19 protein-coding genes are annotated in these 19,268 nt (G+C 66.2%); 5 read left to right on the plus strand and 14 right to left on the minus strand.

Annotated elements, in window-relative coordinates:
- Window positions 1-52 precede the first annotated feature (52 nt).
- From ABS767_RS14190 to pyrH, 6 genes are read right to left on the minus strand one after another with little or no spacing between them, the layout of a single operon-like run.
- Complete coding sequence (locus ABS767_RS14190) at window positions 53-1,189, minus strand: M50 family metallopeptidase (RefSeq protein WP_408079459.1); 1,137 nt, start codon at window positions 1,187-1,189, stop codon at window positions 53-55.
- On the minus strand, window positions 1,186-2,343 hold the full coding sequence (locus ABS767_RS14195) for a 1-deoxy-D-xylulose-5-phosphate reductoisomerase (protein ID WP_408079461.1): 1,158 nt from the start codon (window positions 2,341-2,343) through the stop codon (window positions 1,186-1,188). The genes ABS767_RS14190 and ABS767_RS14195 overlap by 4 nt, the downstream gene beginning before the upstream one ends.
- Window positions 2,340-3,119, minus strand: coding sequence for a phosphatidate cytidylyltransferase (locus ABS767_RS14200; RefSeq protein WP_408079463.1), 780 nt, complete (start codon window positions 3,117-3,119; stop codon window positions 2,340-2,342). The genes ABS767_RS14195 and ABS767_RS14200 overlap by 4 nt, the downstream gene beginning before the upstream one ends.
- Window positions 3,116-3,856: an isoprenyl transferase gene (locus ABS767_RS14205; protein ID WP_408079465.1), complete on the minus strand. Its 741-nt coding sequence runs from the start codon at window positions 3,854-3,856 to the stop codon at window positions 3,116-3,118. The genes ABS767_RS14200 and ABS767_RS14205 overlap by 4 nt, the downstream gene beginning before the upstream one ends.
- Window positions 3,853-4,410, minus strand: coding sequence for a ribosome recycling factor (gene frr / locus ABS767_RS14210; protein WP_408079467.1), 558 nt, complete (start codon window positions 4,408-4,410; stop codon window positions 3,853-3,855). Before frr ends, ABS767_RS14205 begins: the two co-directional genes overlap by 4 nt.
- A 34-nt stretch (window positions 4,411-4,444) precedes the next feature.
- Window positions 4,445-5,176, minus strand: a complete 732-nt coding sequence (gene pyrH / locus ABS767_RS14215; protein ID WP_408079469.1) for a UMP kinase — start codon at window positions 5,174-5,176, stop codon at window positions 4,445-4,447.
- Between the two features lie 330 nt (window positions 5,177-5,506).
- On the opposite strand from pyrH, the gene ABS767_RS14220 reads away from it, so the two are divergent.
- Both ABS767_RS14220 and ABS767_RS14225 read left to right on the plus strand, forming a co-directional pair.
- Window positions 5,507-5,689 carry an antitoxin gene (locus ABS767_RS14220; protein WP_408079471.1) on the plus strand — a complete coding sequence of 61 codons (183 nt, stop codon included), beginning with the start codon at window positions 5,507-5,509 and terminating at the stop codon, window positions 5,687-5,689.
- Window positions 5,677-5,949 (plus strand): type II toxin-antitoxin system RelE/ParE family toxin, encoded by a 273-nt coding sequence (locus tag ABS767_RS14225; RefSeq protein WP_408079473.1) that lies wholly within the window; start codon window positions 5,677-5,679, stop codon window positions 5,947-5,949. Before ABS767_RS14220 ends, ABS767_RS14225 begins: the two co-directional genes overlap by 13 nt.
- A gap of 62 nt (window positions 5,950-6,011) precedes the next feature.
- Here the strand turns inward: ABS767_RS14225 and tsf are convergent, their stop codons facing one another.
- Window positions 6,012-6,941, minus strand: coding sequence for a translation elongation factor Ts (gene tsf, locus ABS767_RS14230; protein WP_408079475.1), 930 nt, complete (start codon window positions 6,939-6,941; stop codon window positions 6,012-6,014).
- Window positions 6,942-7,042: 101 nt separating this feature from the next.
- The gene (rpsB, locus tag ABS767_RS14235; RefSeq protein ID WP_408079477.1) at window positions 7,043-7,888 is read right to left on the minus strand and encodes a 30S ribosomal protein S2; all 846 of its coding nucleotides are present in this window, start codon (window positions 7,886-7,888) and stop codon (window positions 7,043-7,045) included.
- Window positions 7,889-8,164: 276 nt separating this feature from the next.
- On the opposite strand from rpsB, the gene ABS767_RS14240 reads away from it, so the two are divergent.
- The gene (locus tag ABS767_RS14240) at window positions 8,165-8,380 is read left to right on the plus strand and encodes a hypothetical protein (RefSeq protein WP_408079479.1); all 216 of its coding nucleotides are present in this window, start codon (window positions 8,165-8,167) and stop codon (window positions 8,378-8,380) included.
- Here the strand turns inward: ABS767_RS14240 and pssA are convergent.
- Together pssA and ABS767_RS14250 are read right to left on the minus strand one after the other, a co-directional pair.
- Window positions 8,325-9,101, minus strand: a complete 777-nt coding sequence (gene pssA, locus ABS767_RS14245) for a CDP-diacylglycerol--serine O-phosphatidyltransferase (protein WP_408079481.1) — start codon at window positions 9,099-9,101, stop codon at window positions 8,325-8,327. The two genes, ABS767_RS14240 and pssA, sit on opposite strands and share 56 nt — an antisense overlap.
- Window positions 9,102-9,118: 17 nt before the next feature.
- The gene (locus ABS767_RS14250) at window positions 9,119-9,850 is read right to left on the minus strand and encodes a phosphatidylserine decarboxylase (RefSeq protein WP_408079483.1); all 732 of its coding nucleotides are present in this window, start codon (window positions 9,848-9,850) and stop codon (window positions 9,119-9,121) included.
- 151 nt (window positions 9,851-10,001) lie between these two features.
- Here ABS767_RS14250 and ABS767_RS14255 point away from each other — a divergent pair, with 151 nt between their 5' ends.
- Window positions 10,002-11,225, plus strand: a complete 1,224-nt coding sequence (locus tag ABS767_RS14255; protein ID WP_408079485.1) for an NADP-dependent isocitrate dehydrogenase — start codon at window positions 10,002-10,004, stop codon at window positions 11,223-11,225.
- 89 nt (window positions 11,226-11,314) lie between these two features.
- Here ABS767_RS14255 and ABS767_RS14260 read toward each other — a convergent pair whose 3' ends face one another.
- Window positions 11,315-12,508: an FAD-dependent oxidoreductase gene (locus ABS767_RS14260; protein WP_408079487.1), complete on the minus strand. Its 1,194-nt coding sequence runs from the start codon at window positions 12,506-12,508 to the stop codon at window positions 11,315-11,317.
- 47 nt (window positions 12,509-12,555) lie between these two features.
- Here ABS767_RS14260 and ABS767_RS14265 point away from each other — a divergent pair, with 47 nt between their 5' ends.
- Window positions 12,556-14,334, plus strand: a complete 1,779-nt coding sequence (locus ABS767_RS14265) for a cation:proton antiporter domain-containing protein (protein WP_408079489.1) — start codon at window positions 12,556-12,558, stop codon at window positions 14,332-14,334.
- Here the strand turns inward: ABS767_RS14265 and ABS767_RS14270 are convergent.
- From ABS767_RS14270 to alaS, 3 genes are read right to left on the minus strand one after another with little or no spacing between them, the layout of a single operon-like run.
- A complete protein-coding gene (locus tag ABS767_RS14270) occupies window positions 14,331-16,148 on the minus strand; it encodes a DUF885 domain-containing protein (protein ID WP_408079743.1) in 1,818 nt (605 codons plus the stop codon). The two genes, ABS767_RS14265 and ABS767_RS14270, sit on opposite strands and share 4 nt — an antisense overlap.
- 25 nt (window positions 16,149-16,173) lie before the next feature.
- The gene (locus ABS767_RS14275) at window positions 16,174-16,551 is read right to left on the minus strand and encodes a hypothetical protein (protein WP_408079491.1); all 378 of its coding nucleotides are present in this window, start codon (window positions 16,549-16,551) and stop codon (window positions 16,174-16,176) included.
- Entirely contained in the window at window positions 16,526-19,183 is a 2,658-nt protein-coding gene (gene alaS / locus ABS767_RS14280) for an alanine--tRNA ligase (protein WP_408079493.1), read from the minus strand. Before alaS ends, ABS767_RS14275 begins: the two co-directional genes overlap by 26 nt.
- Between the last annotated feature and the right edge of the window lie 85 nt (window positions 19,184-19,268).

Raw genomic sequence — 19,268 nt, forward strand, 5'->3', positions numbered from 1 at the left:
GAGAATATTCTGGCCGCAGCACGGGCAGATGCCCTGCCCTGCCCCAACCGCGTCAGCCGATCAACCCGGCCAGATTTCTCCACACGCCAAAGGCGCCCAGATCGTTGAACGTCACCAGAAGCATCAATGCCAGGATTGCGATCATCCCGCCACGAAATGCCCATTCCATCACCTCAGGCTCGACGGGTTTCCGGCGTACCGCCTCGACCGCATAGAACAGAAGATGGCCGCCATCCAGCACCGGGACTGGCAACAGGTTGATGAATCCCAGATTAATCGAGATGAGTGCCGCCATGATGACGAACTGCTCGAAGCCGAGCGACAGCATCTCCCCCGAAATCTTGGCGATTCGCAGCGGTCCGCCGAGCTCGCTGACGGGAACCCGTCCCATGACGAGCTGCCCCAGGCCGTCGATCATCGTCTTGACAAGCGATACCGTCCGCTTGAACCCGACGAGCGGCGCCTGCCACCACGCGACGGGTGTGCGGACGACCTCATCGGTGCCCGCCACACCCAGATAGCCCCGGCTCGACTCGTTCCCGAACCGATCCTTCTCGACCAGGCGTCCGATCACCGCATCCGTGCTCGCCGCGCGGCCGTCGCGGACATAGTCGATCCGCACCGGCATGCCGGCCCGGAGCGACGTGAACCGCATCATGTCTTCGAAACTATCGACCGGCCGTCCGCCGATCGCGACGAACCGGTCGCCCGGCTTCAGTCCCGCAGCGGCGGCCGGTGTCCCGGCTTCGATCGAGCCCGCGACGGGAGGGATCTTCGCTTCGCCATAGATGCCGGCGAACACGCCCAGGATCAGGATCGCGACGATGAAATTGGTGACCGGCCCCGCCGCCACCACGATCGCGCGTTGCCACAGCGGCTTGGCCTGGAACGTCTGCGCCCGCTCCGCCGCCGGAAGCGACAGCCATTCCGGCGTCGGCTGCCCTGCGGGGTTCATGTCGCCCGCAAACTTCACATAGCCGCCCAGCGGCAGCCAGCCGAACTTCCACCGCGTCCCGCGCTTGTCGGTGAACCCGGCGATCTCGCGCCCGAATCCGATCGAAAACGCCTCGGCCTTGATCCCGAACCAGCGGCCCGCGGCGTAATGGCCCAGCTCGTGCACGAAGACGAGCGGCCCGATCAGCAGCACGAAGCCGAACAGATACAGCAGGAAACCGGGGTTATCGGTCAAGCGACGCAATCCTTCACACGCTCGCCCGCCAGCTGCCGCGCCTGCGCATCGATCGCCAGTACCTGATCGAGCGTTTCCGGCGCGGCCGGGTCGTAGCGATCGAGGATATCCGCGACGATTGCGGCAATTTCAAGAAAGCCGATCCGCCGCGCCAGGAACGCGGCCACCGCCACCTCATTCACTGCATTCAGGATGGCCGGGCGCGCGCCACCCGCCGCCAGCGCCTCGCGCGCCAGCTTAAGGCACGGGAAGCGATCATAGTCGGGCGCCTCGAAATCGAGCCGGCCGATGGTGGCGAGATCAAGGCGCTGGCACGGAGTTTCCATCCGCGCCGGCCATGCCAGCGCGTGCGCGATCGGCACGCGCATGTCGGGCGAGCCGAGCTGCGCCAGCACCGATCCGTCGACATATTCGACCATCGAATGGATCACCGACTGGCGATGGACGATCACGTCGAGCTGGTCGGGGGTCACCGGGAACAGGTGATACGCCTCGATCAGCTCCAGACCCTTGTTCATCATCGTCGCCGAATCGACGCTGATCTTCGCGCCCATCGACCAGTTGGGATGCGCCACCGCCTGTTCGGGGGTGATCGCGCGCATCTCCTCCAGCGATCGCTCGCGAAACGGCCCGCCGCTCGCGGTCAGGATGATGCGTGAGACCTTGTCGGCATTTCGCGTCTCAAGACATTGAAACACGGCATTATGTTCGGAATCCACCGGCAACAGTGTCGCGCCGTGGCGGGTGGCGGCGTCCGTCACGACGGCGCCCGCCGACACCAACGATTCCTTGTTGGCCAGCGCCACCGCCCCGCCGCCTTCGAGCGCGGCGAGCACCGGCTTCAGTCCCGCAGTCCCGACGATCGCGGCCATCGTCCAGTCCGCCCCCATCCGCGCGGCTTCGCACACTGCGTCTGCGCCGCCGGCACACTCGACATCGGTGTCGCGCAGCGCCTCGCGCAAGTCGGGCAGGCAGCTCTCATCCGCCACCACCGCGCGCCGCGCGCCGGTGCGTCGCGCGGCGTCGGCAAGCTTGGCGACATCGCAATTTGCGGTCAGCGCGACCACCTTGAATCCCTCGGGATCGCGTTCGATCAGGTCGAGCGTCGACGTGCCGACCGATCCGGTCGCGCCCAGGATCGTGACGCTCCTCATGCGGCCCCCAGCAGAAGAACGAGCACCGCCGCAACCGGCGCCACCGGGACCAGCCCGTCGAGCCGGTCGAGCACACCGCCATGCCCGGGCAGGATGTTGCCCGAATCCTTGACCCCAGCCCGGCGCTTCAGCCAGCTTTCATACAGGTCGCCCGCCTGGGCGAGCACCGCCAGCAGCGGGGACGAGACGGCCAGCGCGAGCGGAAGCCCCCAAACCGTCAGGGCCAGTCCGAACGACCCGGCCGCCACCACGCCACCGCCCAGCCCGGCCCAGGTCTTGTTGGGGCTGACCGCGGGGATCAGCTTGGGCCCGCCGATCGCGCGCCCGGCGAAATAGGCGCCGATATCGCACGCCCAGACCAGCGCCATCGCCCAGAAGGCGACGAGCAGCCCCTGTTCGCGCAGGAAGACCAGCGCCAGCACCGGCAGGCCGACATAGACCGCCCCGGCCCCCAGCGCGCCGCTGCGGGTGACGATCGCAAGAAAGAAGAATGCACCAAACACCAGGCCCAGCGCGAGGAAACTCGCCCCAGCGGCGACCGGTGCCATGATCGCGAGCGGCACCATCAACGCGTACTGCGCCAGCTTGCGCCGGGCGGGCATCGCACCGTGCAGCTTGCCCCATTCGTCGATCATCACGATCCCCGCGACGGTCGCGAGCAGCCAGAAGGCGAATCCGCCCAACCACAGCGCGAGCCCCGCCACGGCGATCAGTGCGATCCCGACCGCCGCGCGCACCGGCAGATCGGCGTTCTTGCGGGGCGGAACCTCGCTCACAGGCCGCCGAAACGGCGCTGCCGCCGCCCGAATTGCGCCAGCGCGTCGGCCAGCGCCGCCCCATCGAAATCGGGCCACAGCGTGTCGACGAACAGCAATTCCGCGTAGGCCGCCTGCCACAGCAGGAAGTTGGACAGTCTCTGTTCGCCCGAGGTGCGGATCAGCAGGTCGAGCGGGGGGAGGTCATGGGTGGTCAGCGCGTCGCTGAACATCGCCTCGTCGATTGCATCGGGCGCGATCTCGCCCGCCGTCGCCGCCGTCGCCAGCCTGCGCGCCGCCGCGACGATCTCCGCCTGCGCACCGTAATTGAGCGCGATCACCAGCGTCGCGCCGGTGTTGACAGAGGTGCGCGCGATCGCCTCGTCGATCATCGCGACCAGATCGCCCGACAGCGCGCGATAATCGCCGATCACCCGCAGCCGCACATTCTCGGCAACCAGATCCTTGAGCTCGTTCTTCAGGAAATGGCGCAGCAACCCCATCAGGTCGCGCACTTCCTCTTCCGGCCGCCGCCAGTTCTCCGACGAAAAGGCGTAGAGCGTCAGGACCTCGATGCCCTGCTCGCGCGCGGCCTTGGACACGCGCCGCACCGCCTCCACGCCCTGCTTGTGCCCGGCAAGCCGCGGCAACCGCCGGGCCTTCGCCCAGCGGCCATTCCCATCCATGATGATGGCGACATGACGGGGGACGGCCCCGTCTTCCGGACCCGCCGGAAGAGGCGCAGAGGCCGGGGTCACTTGCCGAGAATTTCCTTTTCCTTCGCCGTCGCGGCGGCGTCGATGTCCGCGATGGTGGCGTCGGTCAGCTTCTGCACTTCGGCCTCGTGGCGCTTGCGCTCATCCTCGCCGAACTCACCCTTCTTCTCGTCGGTCTTGAGATTGTCCATGCCGTCGCGGCGCACGTTGCGCGCGGCGATACGGGCATTTTCGGCATATTTGCTCGCCAGCTTGGCCAGCTCCTTGCGGCGCTCCTCGGTCAGGTCCGGGATCGGGAGGCGCAGCGTCTGGCCGTCGACGATCGGGTTGAGGCCGAGGCCGGCGGAGCGGATCGCCTTGTCGACCGGGCCGACGTTCGACTTGTCCCACACCTGCACGCTCAGCATGCGTGGCTCGGGCGCCGACACCGTCGCCACCTGGTTCAGCGGCATGTGCGCGCCATAAACCTCGACGGTCACCGGATCGAGCAGCGTGGTGCTGGCGCGCCCGGTGCGCAGGCCCGCCAGGTCGTGCTTGAGCGCTTCGACGGCGCCGGCCATCCGGCGCTCCAGATCGGCCTTGTCATATGCGGCCATGGTTCAGGTTCCTCTTGTTCGATCTTGAGTTGGTTCAGGCGGTGGCGGGATCGTTGCGCACGATGGTCGACGTGCCTTCGCCGCGCAACACCGCCTCCAGATTGCCTTCGTCGCGGATGTTGAACACCACGATCGGAATATCGTTGTCGCGGCACAGCGCAACTGCGGTCGCGTCCATGACCTTGAGGTTGTCGACCAGCACGCGGTCGAAGCTCAGCGCGTCATAGCGCGTCGCGCTCGTCACCTTCTTGGGGTCGGCATTGTAGACGCCATCGACGCTGGTCCCCTTGAACAGCGCGTCGCAGTTCATCTCGGCGGCGCGCAGCGCGGCGGTGGTGTCGGTGGTGAAGAACGGCAAGCCGGTACCCGCGGCAAAGATCACCACGCGCCCCTTCTCCATATGCCGCATCGCCTTGCGCCGGATATAGGGTTCGGAAACGCTCGCCATCGGGATCGCCGACTGGACGCGGGTATCGACGCCGAGGCGCTCGAGCGTGTTCTGCATCGCCAGCGCGTTCATCACCGTGGCGAGCATGCCCATATAATCGGCGCTCGCCCGCTCGAATCCCTGCGCCGCACCGGCGAGCCCACGGAAGATGTTGCCGCCGCCGACGACCATGCAGATCTCGAACCCCGCCTCGGTCGCCGCCTTCACCTCACGCGCGACGCGCTCGCAGGTGGCGGGATCGATCCCGAACTGCCCCTGCCCCATCAGCACTTCGCCGGAGAGTTTGAGAAGGATGCGTTTGAAGCGTGGCGCGGTCATCTGGCCCTATGGTCTATTGGGGGTTGGGAGCGGCGCGGACCTTAGGCGCGGGCGCCCGGGAAGCCAAGCGGGGAAACCGGGGAATGCACGATGCGACCGCGTTGGCGTATCTCGCGCAAGGTGGCAGCCCCCATTCAGGTACCGCGGTGGGCATGTCCGCCGTCTGTCGATTACCTGTGCCGCTCTATGTGGAGCCGAACCAACGTGAAGCCGCCTTCTTCATATCTTTCGTCCCACCGCGAATCCGCTCATCGAAGTCGGTCAACGTGGATATCGCGTCTCTGATTCCCGCCCCTCGCGTCGCCTTCGATGTGATGGTATATGGCACGCATGAACGCCGAACGCGAAATCTTCGATCGCCCGGATGAGGCGGAAGCCGACCGGCTTTCCGATGCGGAAGCCGACGCGGATATCGCTGCAGGGCGCTTCGTGGATCATGAGGAAGTGGCCGCGTGGCTGGCGACCTGGGGCAAACCCGATGAGAAGCCAGCGCCGGAAGAATGGTTCAAATAGTCTGGACACGGCGCGCGCTTACTCGCCTGCGCCTGATCCGCGTCTATGTAGAGCAGTTTGATCCCGAAGCCGCAGGGCTATTGGCCAGCCGACTGATGGACGCCGCGAACAGCCTCCGCGATTTTCCACATCGCGGACGCCCTGCCGAGCGAGGACGTCGCGAGCTGGCGACCGTTCCACCCTACGTCATTCGCTATCTGGTGAAAGGGCAGCGCGTCTTTATCAACGACATCAAGCACGGCCGCCAACGCTACGACTGACCACCAAAAAAAGGCGCGGCCATCGCTGGCCGCGCCCTTTCTGTTCCGATCCGGAAACCGGCTTAGCGGTTCAGGCCCGCCGTCGCCGCGACTTCGGCTGCGAAGTCGCTCTCTTCCTTCTCGATGCCCTCGCCGAGCTGGAAGCGGACATAGTCCTTGAGCGTGATCGCGGTGCCGGCGTCCTTAGCCGCCTTGGCGATGACGTCGGCGACCGGGGTCTTGCCGTCCATCACGAACAGCTGGCTCAGCAGCGCGTTCTCCTTGGCGAACTTCTTCACCGCGCCCTCGACCATCTTCTCGATGATGTCGGCCGGCTTGCCGCTCTCTGCCGCCTTTTCGCGACCGATCGCGCGCTCGCGCTCCAGCACGTCCTGATCCAGACCGCTCTCGTCCAGCGCCAGCGGGAAGGCAGCTGCGATGTGCATTGCGACCTGCTTGCCCAGCGGCTCCAGCACGTCGACGCCCGCGTCCGATTCCAGCGCGACCAGCACGCCGATCTTGCCGAGGCCCGGCGCGACCGCGTTGTGGACGTACGGGATCACCGCGCCGTTGGTCACTTCGACCTTCTTCGCGCGACGCAGCACCTGGTTCTCGCCGATCGTCGAGATGTTGTTGGTCAGGACTTCCTCGACCGAACCACCCTCGATCTTCGCCGCCTTCAGCGCGTCGACATCGTCGATGCCCTGCTCGAGCGCGACCGCAGTCACGTTGCGGACGAAGCCCTGGAAGATCTCGTTCTTGGCGACGAAGTCGGTCTGCGAGTTGACTTCGACGGCTACGCCCTTGGTGCCCGCGACGGCGACGCCGACCAGGCCCTCGGCCGCGGTGCGGCTCGACTTCTTGGCGGCGGCGGCAAGGCCCTTGGCGCGCAGCCAGTCGGCCGCTGCCTCGATGTCGCCATTGTTCTCCGCAAGCGCCTTCTTGCAGTCCATCATGCCGGCGCCGCTCTTCTCGCGCAGTTCCTTGACGGCTGCTGCAGTGATCTCGGCCATGTCTATTTCCTCAAATGTTGAGCTGAATGTCTTGAATATGGTGCGGGCGGAGCAATGCGAAAACGCCCTGCCCCGCCCCCATTACGTCTGGATGACGGCGCTTACGCGTCGATCTGACGCTCGCCCTCGGCAGCCGTTTCCGGCTCGGTCGAAGCGGCGGGCGCTTCCGGCTCGGCTGCAGCGGCAGGTGCTTCCGGCTCGGCCAGCGCGGCCTCGGTCGGCGGAACTTCGGCCGCACCGAAGTCGCCGCTGCTCATCTGCGCGTTCTGGTTGCCGCGGGTCGCCGCGATGGCGACGGCTTCGCAATACAGGCGGATCGCGCGGCTGGCGTCGTCATTCGCCGGAACCGGGAATGCGATGCCGTCGGGCGACACGTTCGAATCTAGGATCGCGACGACGGGGATGCCCAGCGTGTTGGCTTCCTTGATCGCCAGCTCTTCCTTGTTGGCATCGATCACGAACATGATGTCCGGAATGCCGCCCAGATCGCGGATGCCGCCCAGCGACAGCTCGAGCTTGTCGCGCTCGCGGGTCAGGTTGAGCACTTCCTTCTTGGTCAGGCCGTGCGTATCGCCCGCGAGCTGCTCCTCGAGCGTCTTGAGGCGCTTGATCGAGTTGCTGATGGTCTTCCAGTTGGTGAGCATGCCGCCCAGCCAGCGATGGTTAACGAAATGCTGGCCCGACTTGCGTGCCGCATCGGCAATCGCTTCCTGCGCCTGGCGCTTGGTGCCGACGAACAGCACCTTGCCGCCCGAGGCGACGGTCGAGCTGATGAAATCGAGTGCGCGCGCGAACAGCGGCACGGTCTGCGACAGGTCGATGATGTGGACGCCGTTGCGATCGCCGAAGATATACGGCTTCATCTTCGGGTTCCAGCGATGGGTCTGGTGACCGAAGTGCGCGCCCGATTCGAGCAGCTGCTGCATGGAGACGACGGGTGCCGCCATAGGGATAACTCCTTCCGGTTGTTCCTCTGGGAAGCGAGTGACCAAAGGCCTGAGCGGCCCGCGGCACCGGGTTATGATGCTTCCCATGTGGGGTTGAGGCGGGGCGCATACGCGGGAACGGCGTTCAGCGCAAGTGAACAAAAGCAGAATAACGCTCTTGACCGCGGAACGTTAACGGAACATAAAGGGTTCACACGGCGCACTGGGAACCAGAGCTGCCATCATGCGTCGGGGAATCATTGGATTCCAGTCGCTTAACGAATCCGGGAGGCTTTGATGGCTGTTCTTCTCGTGACCCTCTTGTTCTCGACCGCCATGGCGGTGTCGCTCTGGACGATCTACGCCACGATCCAGCCGCGCATCGGCTATATGCGCGCGCTGATGTTCGGGCGGGACGTGCCGGAACTCGTGCCGGCAGTCGCAGCGCGTGGGCGTGCTATGCCGCGTCCGGCGTCGAATCGCGCCGTGCGGCAGCTTCGCGCGGCGGCGTGACGCGCGAGCGGCGGTAGGCGCGAATGCTGAACGGAAGCGTCGCGAGATAGGCGACACAGACCAGCGTCAATGTCTGCCACGGCACGGTGACCAGTGCGGCCAGCAGGATCGCCATGACCACCAGCGCCTCGAACCGGACGTTGCGGCGCAGACGCAGCGATTTCCACGAATAGGTCGCAAGGCTCGACACCATCAGAAAGCCGACGAACGCGACCCATGGCGTCACTAGCCAGGGCGAGCGCGCCAGCGGCTCCTCGCTCCACAGCCAGATGTAGAGCGGCAGCATGGCAAGGGCCGCGCCCGCCGGCGCCGGGATGCCGGTGAAGAACCCCGCGAGCTTGCGCGGCTGCTCGGCATTGTCGATCTGCGCATTGAACCGCGCGAGGCGCAGCGCGCAGAACACCGCGTAGAGCAGCGCGACGATCCAGCCGACCTTGGGAGCGTACATTAACGCCCACAGATAGAGGATCAGCGCGGGCGCCACGCCGAAGGAAATGGCATCGGACAGGCTGTCGAGCTCGGCGCCGAACCGGCTCTCGCCGCGAACCATGCGCGCGATCTGTCCGTCGATCCCGTCGAGCGCGGCCGCGATCATGATCATCAGGACCGCGCGCTCCCAATTCTCGCTGATCGCGAAGCGCACGCCGGTCAGGCCCGAACACAGCGCCAGCGCGGTCACCGCATTCGGCGCGATCGCGCGCAGCGGGATGCCGCGGCGCATCGGTCGCGGCCGCAAACTCACTGCGCTACACCGGTAGCGGCGGTGCCGTTCTTGAGTCCGACAAGCGTCTCGCCCGCCAGGCAGCGCTGACCCAGCGCAACCTGCGGCGCGTAATCGTCGGGCAGGAACACGTCGACGCGGCTGCCGAAGCGGATCAGGCCAAAGCGCTGTCCGGCCGCAACGATGTCGCCCGGCTTGACGAAGGTCACGATCCGCCGCGCGACGAGCCCGGCGATCTGGGTGAAGCCGACACGGGTCCCGTCGCGCGTCTCCATCACGAAATGCTGTCGCTCATTCTCGTCGCTCGCCTTGTCCAGGTCAGCGTTCAGGAACTTGCCCGCGATATAGACGACCTGACGGATCGTCCCGGCCATCGGGGTGCGATTGATATGGACATCGAACACGGACATGAAGATCGAAACGCGTATCCGCGTCGCTTCGTTCAATCCCTCCGGCCCGGCGATCTCGCGCGGCACCGGAACACGCTCGATCATCGTGACCAGACCGTCTGCGGGCGAGATGATCATTCCCTCCCCCTGCGGCGTCACGCGGATCGGATCGCGGAAGAACGCCGCGACCCAGATCGTCACCCCGATCAGGGCAAAGCCGAGTTCGTCCCAGATGGCGAACAGGAACAGCGTCGTGATTGCGGCCGAGATCAGCACATATTTGCGTCCCTCGGGATGGACGGCGGGGAAGCGCCACTTGACGGTGTTGGTCACGGCGGGCGGGGTTTCGAGCGATGGCATGGGCGGGGGTCTAGCTGTGTCACCCCCGCAACACAATCCTGCGTTGCTGCCGCGGGCCCGCCGCGCGCCCGCATGCTTGATCGCAAGCGCGCTTGCTCCTAGACGCGGCGCCAACCCCATCCTCCCGATCAGTTGAACAGGAAAGCGAAGCATGGCGAAGATCAAGGTGAAGAACCCGGTCGTCGAAATCGACGGCGATGAAATGACCCGGATCATCTGGGAGTGGATTCGTGAACGCCTGATCCTCCCCTATCTCGACATCGACCTCAAATATTACGACCTTTCGGTCGAGAAGCGCGACGAGACCAACGACCAGATCACGATCGATTCGGCCAATGCGATCAAGCAGTACGGCGTCGGCGTGAAGTGCGCGACGATCACCCCGGACGAACAGCGCGTCGAGGAATTCGGCCTCAAGGAAATGTGGAAGTCGCCCAACGGCACGATCCGCAACATCCTGGGCGGCGTCGTCTTCCGCGAGCCGATCGTGATCAGCAACGTGCCGCGCCTGATCCCCGGCTGGACCAAGCCGATCGTCGTCGGCCGCCACGCGTTCGGCGACCAGTATCGCGCGACCGATTTCCGCGTTCCCGGCCCGGGCAAGCTGCGCCTGGTGTTCGAGGGCGAGAATGGCGAGACGATCGACCGCGAAGTGTTCAACTTCCCGGGCGGCGGCGTCGCGATGGCGATGTACAACCTCGATGAATCGATCCGCGATTTCGCGCGCGCCTCGTTCAACTACGGCCTCAACCTCGGCTGGCCGGTCTATCTGTCGACCAAGAACACGATCCTCAAGGCCTATGACGGCCGCTTCAAGGACCTGTTCCAGGAAGTGTTCGACAGCGAGGGCTTCGCGCAGAAGTTCAAGGACGCAGGGATCGTCTACGAACATCGCCTGATCGACGACATGGTCGCCTCCGCGCTCAAGTGGAGCGGCGAGTTCGTCTGGGCGTGCAAGAACTATGACGGCGACGTCCAGTCGGACCAGGTCGCTCAGGGCTTCGGCTCGCTCGGCCTGATGACCTCGGTCCTGCTCTCGCCCGACGGCAAGACGGTCGAGGCCGAAGCCGCGCACGGCACCGTCACGCGCCACTATCGCCAGCACCAGCAGGGCAAGGCGACGTCGACCAACCCGATCGCGTCGATCTTCGCCTGGACCGGGGGCCTCAAGTTCCGCGGCAAGTTCGACGAGACGCCCGATGTGGTGAAGTTCGCCGAGACGCTCGAGCGCGTCTGCATCGAGACCGTCGAGAGCGGCAAGATGACGAAGGATCTGGCGCTGCTGATCGGCCCGGACCAGCCGTGGATGACCACCGAGCAGTTCTTCGAGGCGATCCGCCAGAACCTCGAGACCGAAATGGCTAGCTGGGCGTAAGCCGCCCCGCCATAGACTTTCGAAAGGGCCGCGTTCCTCGCTGGGACGCGGCCTTTTCTTTACCGCTTGCCTCTTCTTTACCGCTTGCCTCAGCTGGCGGCGGGCGACCGAATATGCTCGCGCCGAACGCCCAGCCCGATGACTCGAGCGGGAATGCGTTGCAGCAGCGGAATTCGATCGATCAGGCGTAGCAGCGCCGGCGCCTGGATACTGCCGCCCAGCGCCGCGCCGATCACCCGCTGATGCGCAATCCGCTGCATCCCCTGGATCATGCGCACCGGCAGCATCCGCCGGTGCTGAACCTGCTCCAGCAGCGGATCGGGATCCTCGCCACGCAGCATCGGCGCCGCCAGGATGTTCGCGGCCGCCACCGCGTCCTGGATCGCCAGATTGATCCCGACCCCCGCCACCGGAGACATCGCGTGGGCGGCATCGCCGATCGCGAGCAGGCCCGGTCGCGACCATCGCGTGAGCCGGTCGAGCGAGACATTGAGCAGTTTGATCTGGTCCCAGTCGGTCAGCGCCGAGACACCCTCCGCCATTGCCGGCGCGGTCGCCGCCACCTCGCGCCGGAAGGTCGCGATCCCGCGCGAGCGGATGGCATCGGCCTGCCCTTTGGCGATCACGCGTGCACCCTGGAAATAGTCGCCCCGATCAATCGCGACGATCATCTCGCCGCCATCGATATAGCCCTGTGTCTCGTTTTGGCCGGTGCGGGGCTTGGGCACGCGGAACCAGAACACGTCGATCGGTGCGCCCAGATTCTCGAGCGGCAGCGCCCCCGCACTGCGCAGCACTGATCCGCGGCCGTCGGCTGCGATCACCAGCCGAGCCTCCACCGGATCCGCGCCAGCCAGCGTCACCCCCTCGACCCGGCCTGCATGCTCGACAAGGCCATCGACCTGCGCATTCATCCGCAGTTCGAAGGCTGAGTAGCGTCGCGCGGTATCGGCGACGAAGTCGAGGAACTCCCATTGCGGCATCATCGCGACGAAGCGCCCGCGCCCCGGAAGATGGCGGAAATCGGCGATATCGAAGCTTTGCCCGCCGATCACCGCGCCGATCCGATCGACCCGATCATGCGGTCGCGCGAGCAGCGCGTCAAGCAATCCAAGCTCGTCGAACAGGTTGAGCGTCGAGGGATGGACAGTATCCCCGCGGAAGTCGCGCAGGAAGTCGCCATGCTTCTCCAGCACCACGGTCTGTAGCCCCGCACGTGCGAACAACAGCCCCGCCATCATTCCTGCCGGGCCGCCGCCGGCAACACAAACATCGTACTGCATCGCACAAGCCCGGTGACAAAGTGTTTCCGCGCCGACTAGGGTAGGTCATGGCCCTCGACCTGTCCAACAGCGGTTTCAGCGACACGCTCGTCGTCCTCGGCGCGGCGGGACTGGTCATTCCGGCATTCACCCGCTTTCGCATCAGCCCGGTGATCGGGTTCATCCTGGTCGGCGTGCTGGTCGGCCCGGCCGGCCTGGGGCAGCTCGTCGATAGGATGCCCTGGCTCTTCTATCTGACGATCACCGACCCGGAATCGATCGAGCCTTTCGCCGAATTCGGCATCATCTTGCTGCTGTTTTCGATCGGACTGGAGCTCTCGTTCAAACGCCTATGGTCGATGCGTGGGCTCGTGTTCGGAGTGGGGGCGGCCGAATTGCTGGGCGCCGGCGCGCTGATCGGAGCCGGGCTTTATATGATCGGCCAGCCCTGGGCGGGCGCGCTCGGACTGGGGCTCGCGCTCGCGCTGTCCTCGACCGCCCTGGTGCTGCCGATCGCCGGGACCACCAGTGCGGTGGGCCGCTCGGCCTTCGCCATGCTTCTGTTCGAGGATCTCGCGCTCGTGCCGATCGTCTTTCTGCTCGGCGCGCTGGCTCCCGCCGCTGGCGACGCCGGCTTTGGCGATTTCATGATGACTCTGCTGCGCGGGGGCGTCGTCGTCGTGCTGCTGTTCCTGGGCGGTCGCTTTTTCCTGCCGCGCCTGTTCGCGCAGGCTGCGCGGACCAAGTCGCCCGAACTGTTCCTCGCCGCCAGTCTGCTGGTAGTGATCGTCGCCAGCCTGGCGACGACGGCCGTCGGCCTCTCGCCGATCGTCGGTGCGCTGCTCGCCGGGTTGCTGATCGCCGAAACCGAATATCACAGCGAGGTCGAGGTCATCACCGCCCCGTTTAAGGGGCTGGCTCTCGGCGTGTTCCTCATCACGGTCGGGATGCAGCTCGACCTGCGAATGGTGATGAAGGATTGGGGACTGTTGCTCGCGGCGATCCTGGGGGTGATGGCGATCAAGGTCGGGGTGACGACGGCACTGCTAAAGCTGTCGGGCGCACGGACCGGCACGGCGGCCGAGGTCGGCGTGCTGATGGCCAGCCCATCCGAAACCACGCTGATCGTCCTGGGCGTCGCCGCGACGGCGGGGCTGATCCAACCGTCGACCGCCGCGTTCTGGACCACGGTCACCGCGATCGGCCTGACGATCACGCCGGTTCTCGCGACCGCCGGTCGCTACGCCTCGCGCAAGATCGAGGAGCGCGATTCCGATCGCGAGCAGGCGGCGGGCCCCGACGTCGTGCTGGGCGGTACCGTCATCATCGGGTTCGGTCGGGTCGGGCGCACCGTGGCAGAGATGCTTGCCGCGCATAACCAGCCCTATCTGGCGGTCGATGCGGATATCGACGGCGTCGCGCAGGCCCGTCGGGAAGGCTATTCGGTAATGTTCGGCGACGTATCGCGCGCGGAACTCGTTGATCGACTGAACCTCGGCCATGCCAAGGCGCTGATTCTGACGATGGACGATCCGGTGCTGACCGTGCGGCTGACCCGGCGCGTCCGAAGCTGGGTGCCGGGCATCCCGATCATCGCGCGTTCGCGCGACGCCGCGCACGCCGCCGAACTGTACAAGGCCGGGGCGACCGATGCCGTACCCGAAACGCTGGAAAGCTCGTTGCAGCTGGCTGAGGCGGCGCTCGTCGATCTGGGCGTTGCGGTCGGTCCGGTGATCGCCTCGATCCACGAAAAGCGCGACGAGATGCGCAAGTCGATCAAGGACGCCGCAGGGCTTGAGCGCGAACCGCGAATCCGGCGGGTGCGCCAGGACAAAGCCGAAGCCTAGGCCGTCTGCTCCCGCACCACGCGCTTCAGTACATCGAGCGGCATCGCCCCCTTGCGCAGCACGTCGTGGAAACGGCGCGGATCCCAGTTCGCGCCGGCTTTCGCCCTTGCCTCGTCGCGCAGTTGCACCCACACCGTGTGGCCGATCTTGTAGCTGCACGCCTGTCCCGGCCAGACGGTGTAGCGATCGATCTCGCCCTGGCTGCGGCCGCGCGCGATGCCGGTGGTGGCGATAAAATAGTCGGTCGCCTTTTCGCGGCTCCAGCGCTTGGCGTGCATCCCGCTGTCGACCACAAGCCGCGTCGCGCGAAACAGCAACGACTGCAGATAGCCGACCTGTCCGAGCGGGTCGCCTTCGTACATCCCCATCTCGTCCGCCAGCTGTTCGGTATAGAGCGCCCAGCCCTCGCTATAGCCGCTGAACCCGCCGCGCCGACGGATCAGCGGGATATCCTGCGATTCGAGCGCCAGCATGACCTGAAGATGATGACCGGGCACTGCTTCATGATGACTGAGCGTCGCCAGCCCGAACTTCGGCCGGTCGAACGTATCGCGCAAGTTGATGAAGTAGATGCCCGGGCGCGATCCATCGAGCGTTGCAGCCTGATAATAGCCCCCCGGCGCGCCCGCCTGGATCGCTTCGGGCACGCGGCGCACCTCGACCGGTGCCTTGGGCAGCGTGGCGAACTGCTCGGGCAGCCGTTTCTCCATCGCACGCACCTGCCCGCGCAAGGCCTCGAGCAGGGCCTCGCGCCCGGCGTCGGTGTTCGGGAATAGCTGGTCGGGCCGCTCGTTCAGCGCGACCAGTCGCGCGCCGACGCTGCCTTTGGCGATGCCCTGCGCCTTCAAAATGGCGTCGATCCGCGCGCTAATCTCCGCAACCTGTTCGAGGCCCAGCCTATGGATTTCGTCCCCGGTCAGTTTGGTCGTGGTCGCGGCCTCCGCCGCGGCGGCATAATAGGCCGCACCGTCCGGAAGCCGCCACACGCCGGCATCGTGCACCGCCCGCCCCCGCAAATCGCGGATAAGCGCACGCTGGCGATCGAGCGCAGGGAACACCTTGTCCGCGACGATCTTTTCCGCCTTCGCGACGCGATCCGCAGCCAACCCCGCAGACTGCAGCTTCGCCGCGAAGGACGTGACCAATCCGGTCTCCCGCGGCGCCTTGTCGCGCAGGGCGGCGAACTGCTTGAGCGTGGTATCCAGAACATAGTCCGGCGCAAACACGCCGCGCGCCGCATCCGCGCGCTGGCGCGCGCTCTCCTGGTCCAGCACGGTCGCGAAGGCCTCGAGACGCGCGAGATAAGCGTCGGCATCGCCGGCCGAACGCACCCGATGCTGCGCATCGAGGAAGTCGGGCACATCCTGATAGGCGCCGGAAAGCTGGCTCAGCCGATAAGGGGCATAACGTCCGCCGGCAGAGCCATACGTGAAGGTCTCCCGCCCCGCGATGCTGCGCTCGAGCTGGTAGGTGACGATGTCGTAATCGAGCCGGGCATTCTCGCCGAGGGTGGCCGGATCGATCGCCTTGATCGCAGCCAGCTCGCGCTTCGATCGCGCAAGATCACGCGCCGAATCCGCCGCGCTGCGTCCCGACAGCTGCGATTTTAGCGCCGCATTCTTGCCGGTATCCAGCCCCAGCGCGGTCGCGCCTTCGGGGCTTTCCGTCAGCCGATCGTTGAAAATCCGGTCGAGCAATGCGCGCAGCGCCGCATCGCTCGCTCCCGCCTTTTGCCCGGCTTCGCGCGCCGACGCGGGGAGAGCGCCCGCCAGCGCCGCCGCGCCGATGGACTGGACGAACGAGCGGCGACGCAGGGTCATCGGGCGGGGCTACTCCGGATCAGTTGTCGAGTGCGGGAACACGGGCGACGCAGCTCGCAAGCGCTGCGGTGGTCGCGCCGTCCTGCGCGCGCAGCTTGGATTCGAGTGCAGCAGATTGCGCGGCAACTTCGGTATCCACCGCCTTCGATGTCTTGCCAGCCGCGCGACCCGAGTCCGCAGCGGCCATGCCCCAGTAGATCAGATGGTCGAACAGCTGCGATTCCTGCGGCGTACCCTTGCCGATCTTGGATGCAGCGTGGGTCAACGCGGCGCAGTTCAGCGCCTCGGGATAGGGGGGCAGTTTGCCCTGCGCCGCGATGGCGGGGGCGGCGATGAGGGCCGCGGCGATCGCGGCGGCCTTCAGAACATGATCACGCAGCTTCTTTCTCCTCGGCAAGCGCACCCTTCACAGCGTCGAGCGCGGCCTGGGCGTTGCCGCCCTCGGGTCCGCCACCCTGCGCCATGTCCGGACGCCCGCCGCCGCCCTGCCCGCCCAGCGCGGCGACGCCACGCTTGACCAGCTCGACGGCGCTCCAGGCGCCGGTCAGGTCGTCGGTGACACCCACCGCGATCGCTGCACGCCCTTCATTTACCGCAACAAAAGCTACCACAGCTGAACCGATCCGGCCCTTGGCCTCGTCGACCGCGCCACGCAGCGCCTTGGGATCGAGACCGTCGAGGATCTGGCCGACGAAATTGACGCCACCGATCAGCTCTGGTCCGGCAGGTGCCGCTGCGCCACCGCCGCCCAGTGCCAGCGCCTTCTTCGCCTCGGCCAGTTCCTTTTCGAGCTTGCGGCGTTCGTCCACCAGCGCCGTGACCCGCGCCGCGACTTCGTCGGGCGAGGTCTTGAGGCTCGCCGCGACCTCGCGCAGCTTGGCATCGCGATCGACCAGCCAGAGCCGCGCGGCTTCGCCGGTCAGCGCCTCGATCCGCCGCACGCCGCTCGACACCGCGCTCTCGCTGACGATCTTGAAGATCGCGATGTCGCCCGTCGCATTGACATGGGTGCCGCCGCACAGCTCGACCGAATAATGCTTGTCGGTCAGCCGGCCCATCGACAGCACGCGCACCTCGTCGCCATATTTTTCGCCGAACAGCGCCATCGCGCCCGCCGCAATCGCGTCATCAGGGGTCATCAGCCGCGTGCCGACCGCCTCGTTCGCGCGGATTTCGGCGTTCACATCGGCTTCGATCGCCGCGATCTCGTCCGCGCTCAACGCCGATGGGTGCGAGAAGTCGAAGCGCAGCCGATCCGGCGCGACCAGCGAGCCCTTCTGCGTAACATGCCCGCCCAGCCGCTCGCGCAGCGCCGCGTGGAGCAGGTGCGTGGCCGAGTGGTTCGCACGGATCGCATCACGGCGCGTGACGTCGATCGCCAGTTTCACCGTATCGCCGACCTTGATCTCTCCGCGCGCCAGCGTCGAATGATGCGCGTGCAGGCGGCCGAGCGGCTTGCTGGTGTCGCTGACGATCGCCTCGGCCACGTCGTTGCCGATCGTGCCGGCATCGCCCATCTGACCGCCGCTCTCGCCATAGAAGGGCGTCTGGTTGGTGAGGATGATGACCTCATCGCCCGCACCGGCGGACTCGACCCGCGCGCCGCCCTTGACCAGCGCCACGACTTGGCCCTCGCCCTCCGTCGCGGAATAGCCGGTGAATTCGGTGCTCCCCAGTTCCTCGGCGATGTCGAACCACAGGTCGTCGCTGGCCTTCGCGCCGGAGCCTTTCCACGCGGCGCGCGCGGCGGCCTTTTGCTGCGCCATCGCCGCGTCGAACCCGTCGCGATCCACCGACATGCCCTGCGGACGCAGCGCGTCCTCGGTCAGGTCATAGGGGAAGCCATAGGTGTCGTAGAGCTTGAACGCGGTCTCACCGGGCAGTGTATCGCCCTCGCCCATCGTCGCGGTCGCCTCGTCGAGCAGCTTGAGCCCGTTCGCGAGCGTCTGGCGGAACCGGGTTTCCTCTTGCAGCAGCGTCGCTTCGATCAGCGGTTGGGCGCGGACCAGTTCGGGGAAGGCGCCGCCCATCTCGGCGACAAGCGACGGCACCATACGGTGCATCAGCGGCTCCTTGGCGCCCAGGATGTGCGCGTGGCGCATCGCACGGCGCATGATCCGGCGCAGTACATAGCCGCGGCCTTCGTTTGCGGGCAGCACGCCGTCGGCGACGAGGAAGCCCGACGAGCGCAGGTGATCGGCGATCACGCGATGGCTCGCCTGATGCGCGCCGGTGGTCGCCGCGCCGGTCAGCGCGCCGCTCTCGGCGATCAGCGCCTTGAACGTGTCGGTGTCGTAATTGTCGTGCACTCCCTGCAGCACTGCCGCAACGCGCTCCAGCCCCATGCCGGTGTCGATGCTCGGCTTGGGCAGCTCGCCCTGAATCTCGTCATTCTCCTGCAGATACTGCATGAAGACGAGGTTCCAGATCTCGACGAAGCGGTCGCCATCCTCTTCCGGCGATCCCGGCGGACCGCCCCAGATATGGTCGCCATGGTCGTAGAAGATTTCCGAGCACGGCCCACACGGCCCGTCCGATCCCATCGCCCAGAAATTATCCTTGGTCGCAATGCGGATGATGCGCTCTTCGGGCAGGCCCGCGATCTTCTTCCACAGGTCGAATGCCTGATCGTCGGTGTGATAAACGGTCGCGGTCAACTTTTCGGCCGGAATTCCCCATTCCTTGGTCAGCAGCGTCCACGCATGCGTGATCGCCTGCTCCTTGAAATAGTCGCCAAAGCTGAAATTCCCCAGCATCTCGAAGAAGGTATGATGCCGCGCGGTATAGCCGACATTGTCGAGATCGTTATGCTTGCCGCCCGCGCGCACGCACTTCTGGCTGCTCGCCGCCGTGCTGTAGGGCCGCGTCTCGAGCCCGGTGAACACGTTCTTGAACGGCACCATGCCCGCGTTGACGAACATCAGCGTCGGATCGTTGTGCGGCACCAGCGGAGCGGACGGAACACGCGCATGCCCCTGGCTCTCGAAATAGTCGAGGAAGGAACGGCGGATATCGTTGGTCGAGGTCATGGCTGCGACTTAAGCACGCCGGCGCGTTCGCTCAAGCGAAAGGGTGCGATATTGGGAAGTTGCGGCCCGCCGGATCGGAGGGGTG

The sequence above is a fragment of the Sphingomonas plantiphila genome (assembly GCF_046000505.1).
Taxonomy (GTDB): domain Bacteria; phylum Pseudomonadota; class Alphaproteobacteria; order Sphingomonadales; family Sphingomonadaceae; genus Sphingomonas; species Sphingomonas plantiphila.

What these genes read in the sequence shown, in the direction of transcription:
- frr (WP_408079467.1), bottom strand. Translation starts at nt 4,410, where the DNA reads ATGGCCGCATATGACAAGGCCGATCTGGAGCGCCGGATGGCCGGCGCC.
- ABS767_RS14260 (WP_408079487.1), bottom strand. Translation starts at nt 12,508, where the DNA reads ATGCAGTACGATGTTTGTGTTGCCGGCGGCGGCCCGGCAGGAATGATG.
- pssA (WP_408079481.1), bottom strand. Translation starts at nt 9,101, where the DNA reads ATGCGCCGCGGCATCCCGCTGCGCGCGATCGCGCCGAATGCGGTGACC.
- rpsB (WP_408079477.1), bottom strand. Translation starts at nt 7,888, where the DNA reads ATGGCGGCACCCGTCGTCTCCATGCAGCAGCTGCTCGAATCGGGCGCG.
- ABS767_RS14240 (WP_408079479.1), top strand. Translation starts at nt 8,165, where the DNA reads ATGGCTGTTCTTCTCGTGACCCTCTTGTTCTCGACCGCCATGGCGGTG.
- ABS767_RS14220 (WP_408079471.1), top strand. Translation starts at nt 5,507, where the DNA reads ATGAACGCCGAACGCGAAATCTTCGATCGCCCGGATGAGGCGGAAGCC.
- alaS (WP_408079493.1), bottom strand. Translation starts at nt 19,183, where the DNA reads ATGACCTCGACCAACGATATCCGCCGTTCCTTCCTCGACTATTTCGAG.
- ABS767_RS14255 (WP_408079485.1), top strand. Translation starts at nt 10,002, where the DNA reads ATGGCGAAGATCAAGGTGAAGAACCCGGTCGTCGAAATCGACGGCGAT.
- ABS767_RS14250 (WP_408079483.1), bottom strand. Translation starts at nt 9,850, where the DNA reads ATGCCATCGCTCGAAACCCCGCCCGCCGTGACCAACACCGTCAAGTGG.
- ABS767_RS14265 (WP_408079489.1), top strand. Translation starts at nt 12,556, where the DNA reads ATGGCCCTCGACCTGTCCAACAGCGGTTTCAGCGACACGCTCGTCGTC.
- ABS767_RS14195 (WP_408079461.1), bottom strand. Translation starts at nt 2,343, where the DNA reads ATGAGGAGCGTCACGATCCTGGGCGCGACCGGATCGGTCGGCACGTCG.
- pyrH (WP_408079469.1), bottom strand. Translation starts at nt 5,176, where the DNA reads ATGACCGCGCCACGCTTCAAACGCATCCTTCTCAAACTCTCCGGCGAA.
- ABS767_RS14225 (WP_408079473.1), top strand. Translation starts at nt 5,677, where the DNA reads ATGGTTCAAATAGTCTGGACACGGCGCGCGCTTACTCGCCTGCGCCTG.
- tsf (WP_408079475.1), bottom strand. Translation starts at nt 6,941, where the DNA reads ATGGCCGAGATCACTGCAGCAGCCGTCAAGGAACTGCGCGAGAAGAGC.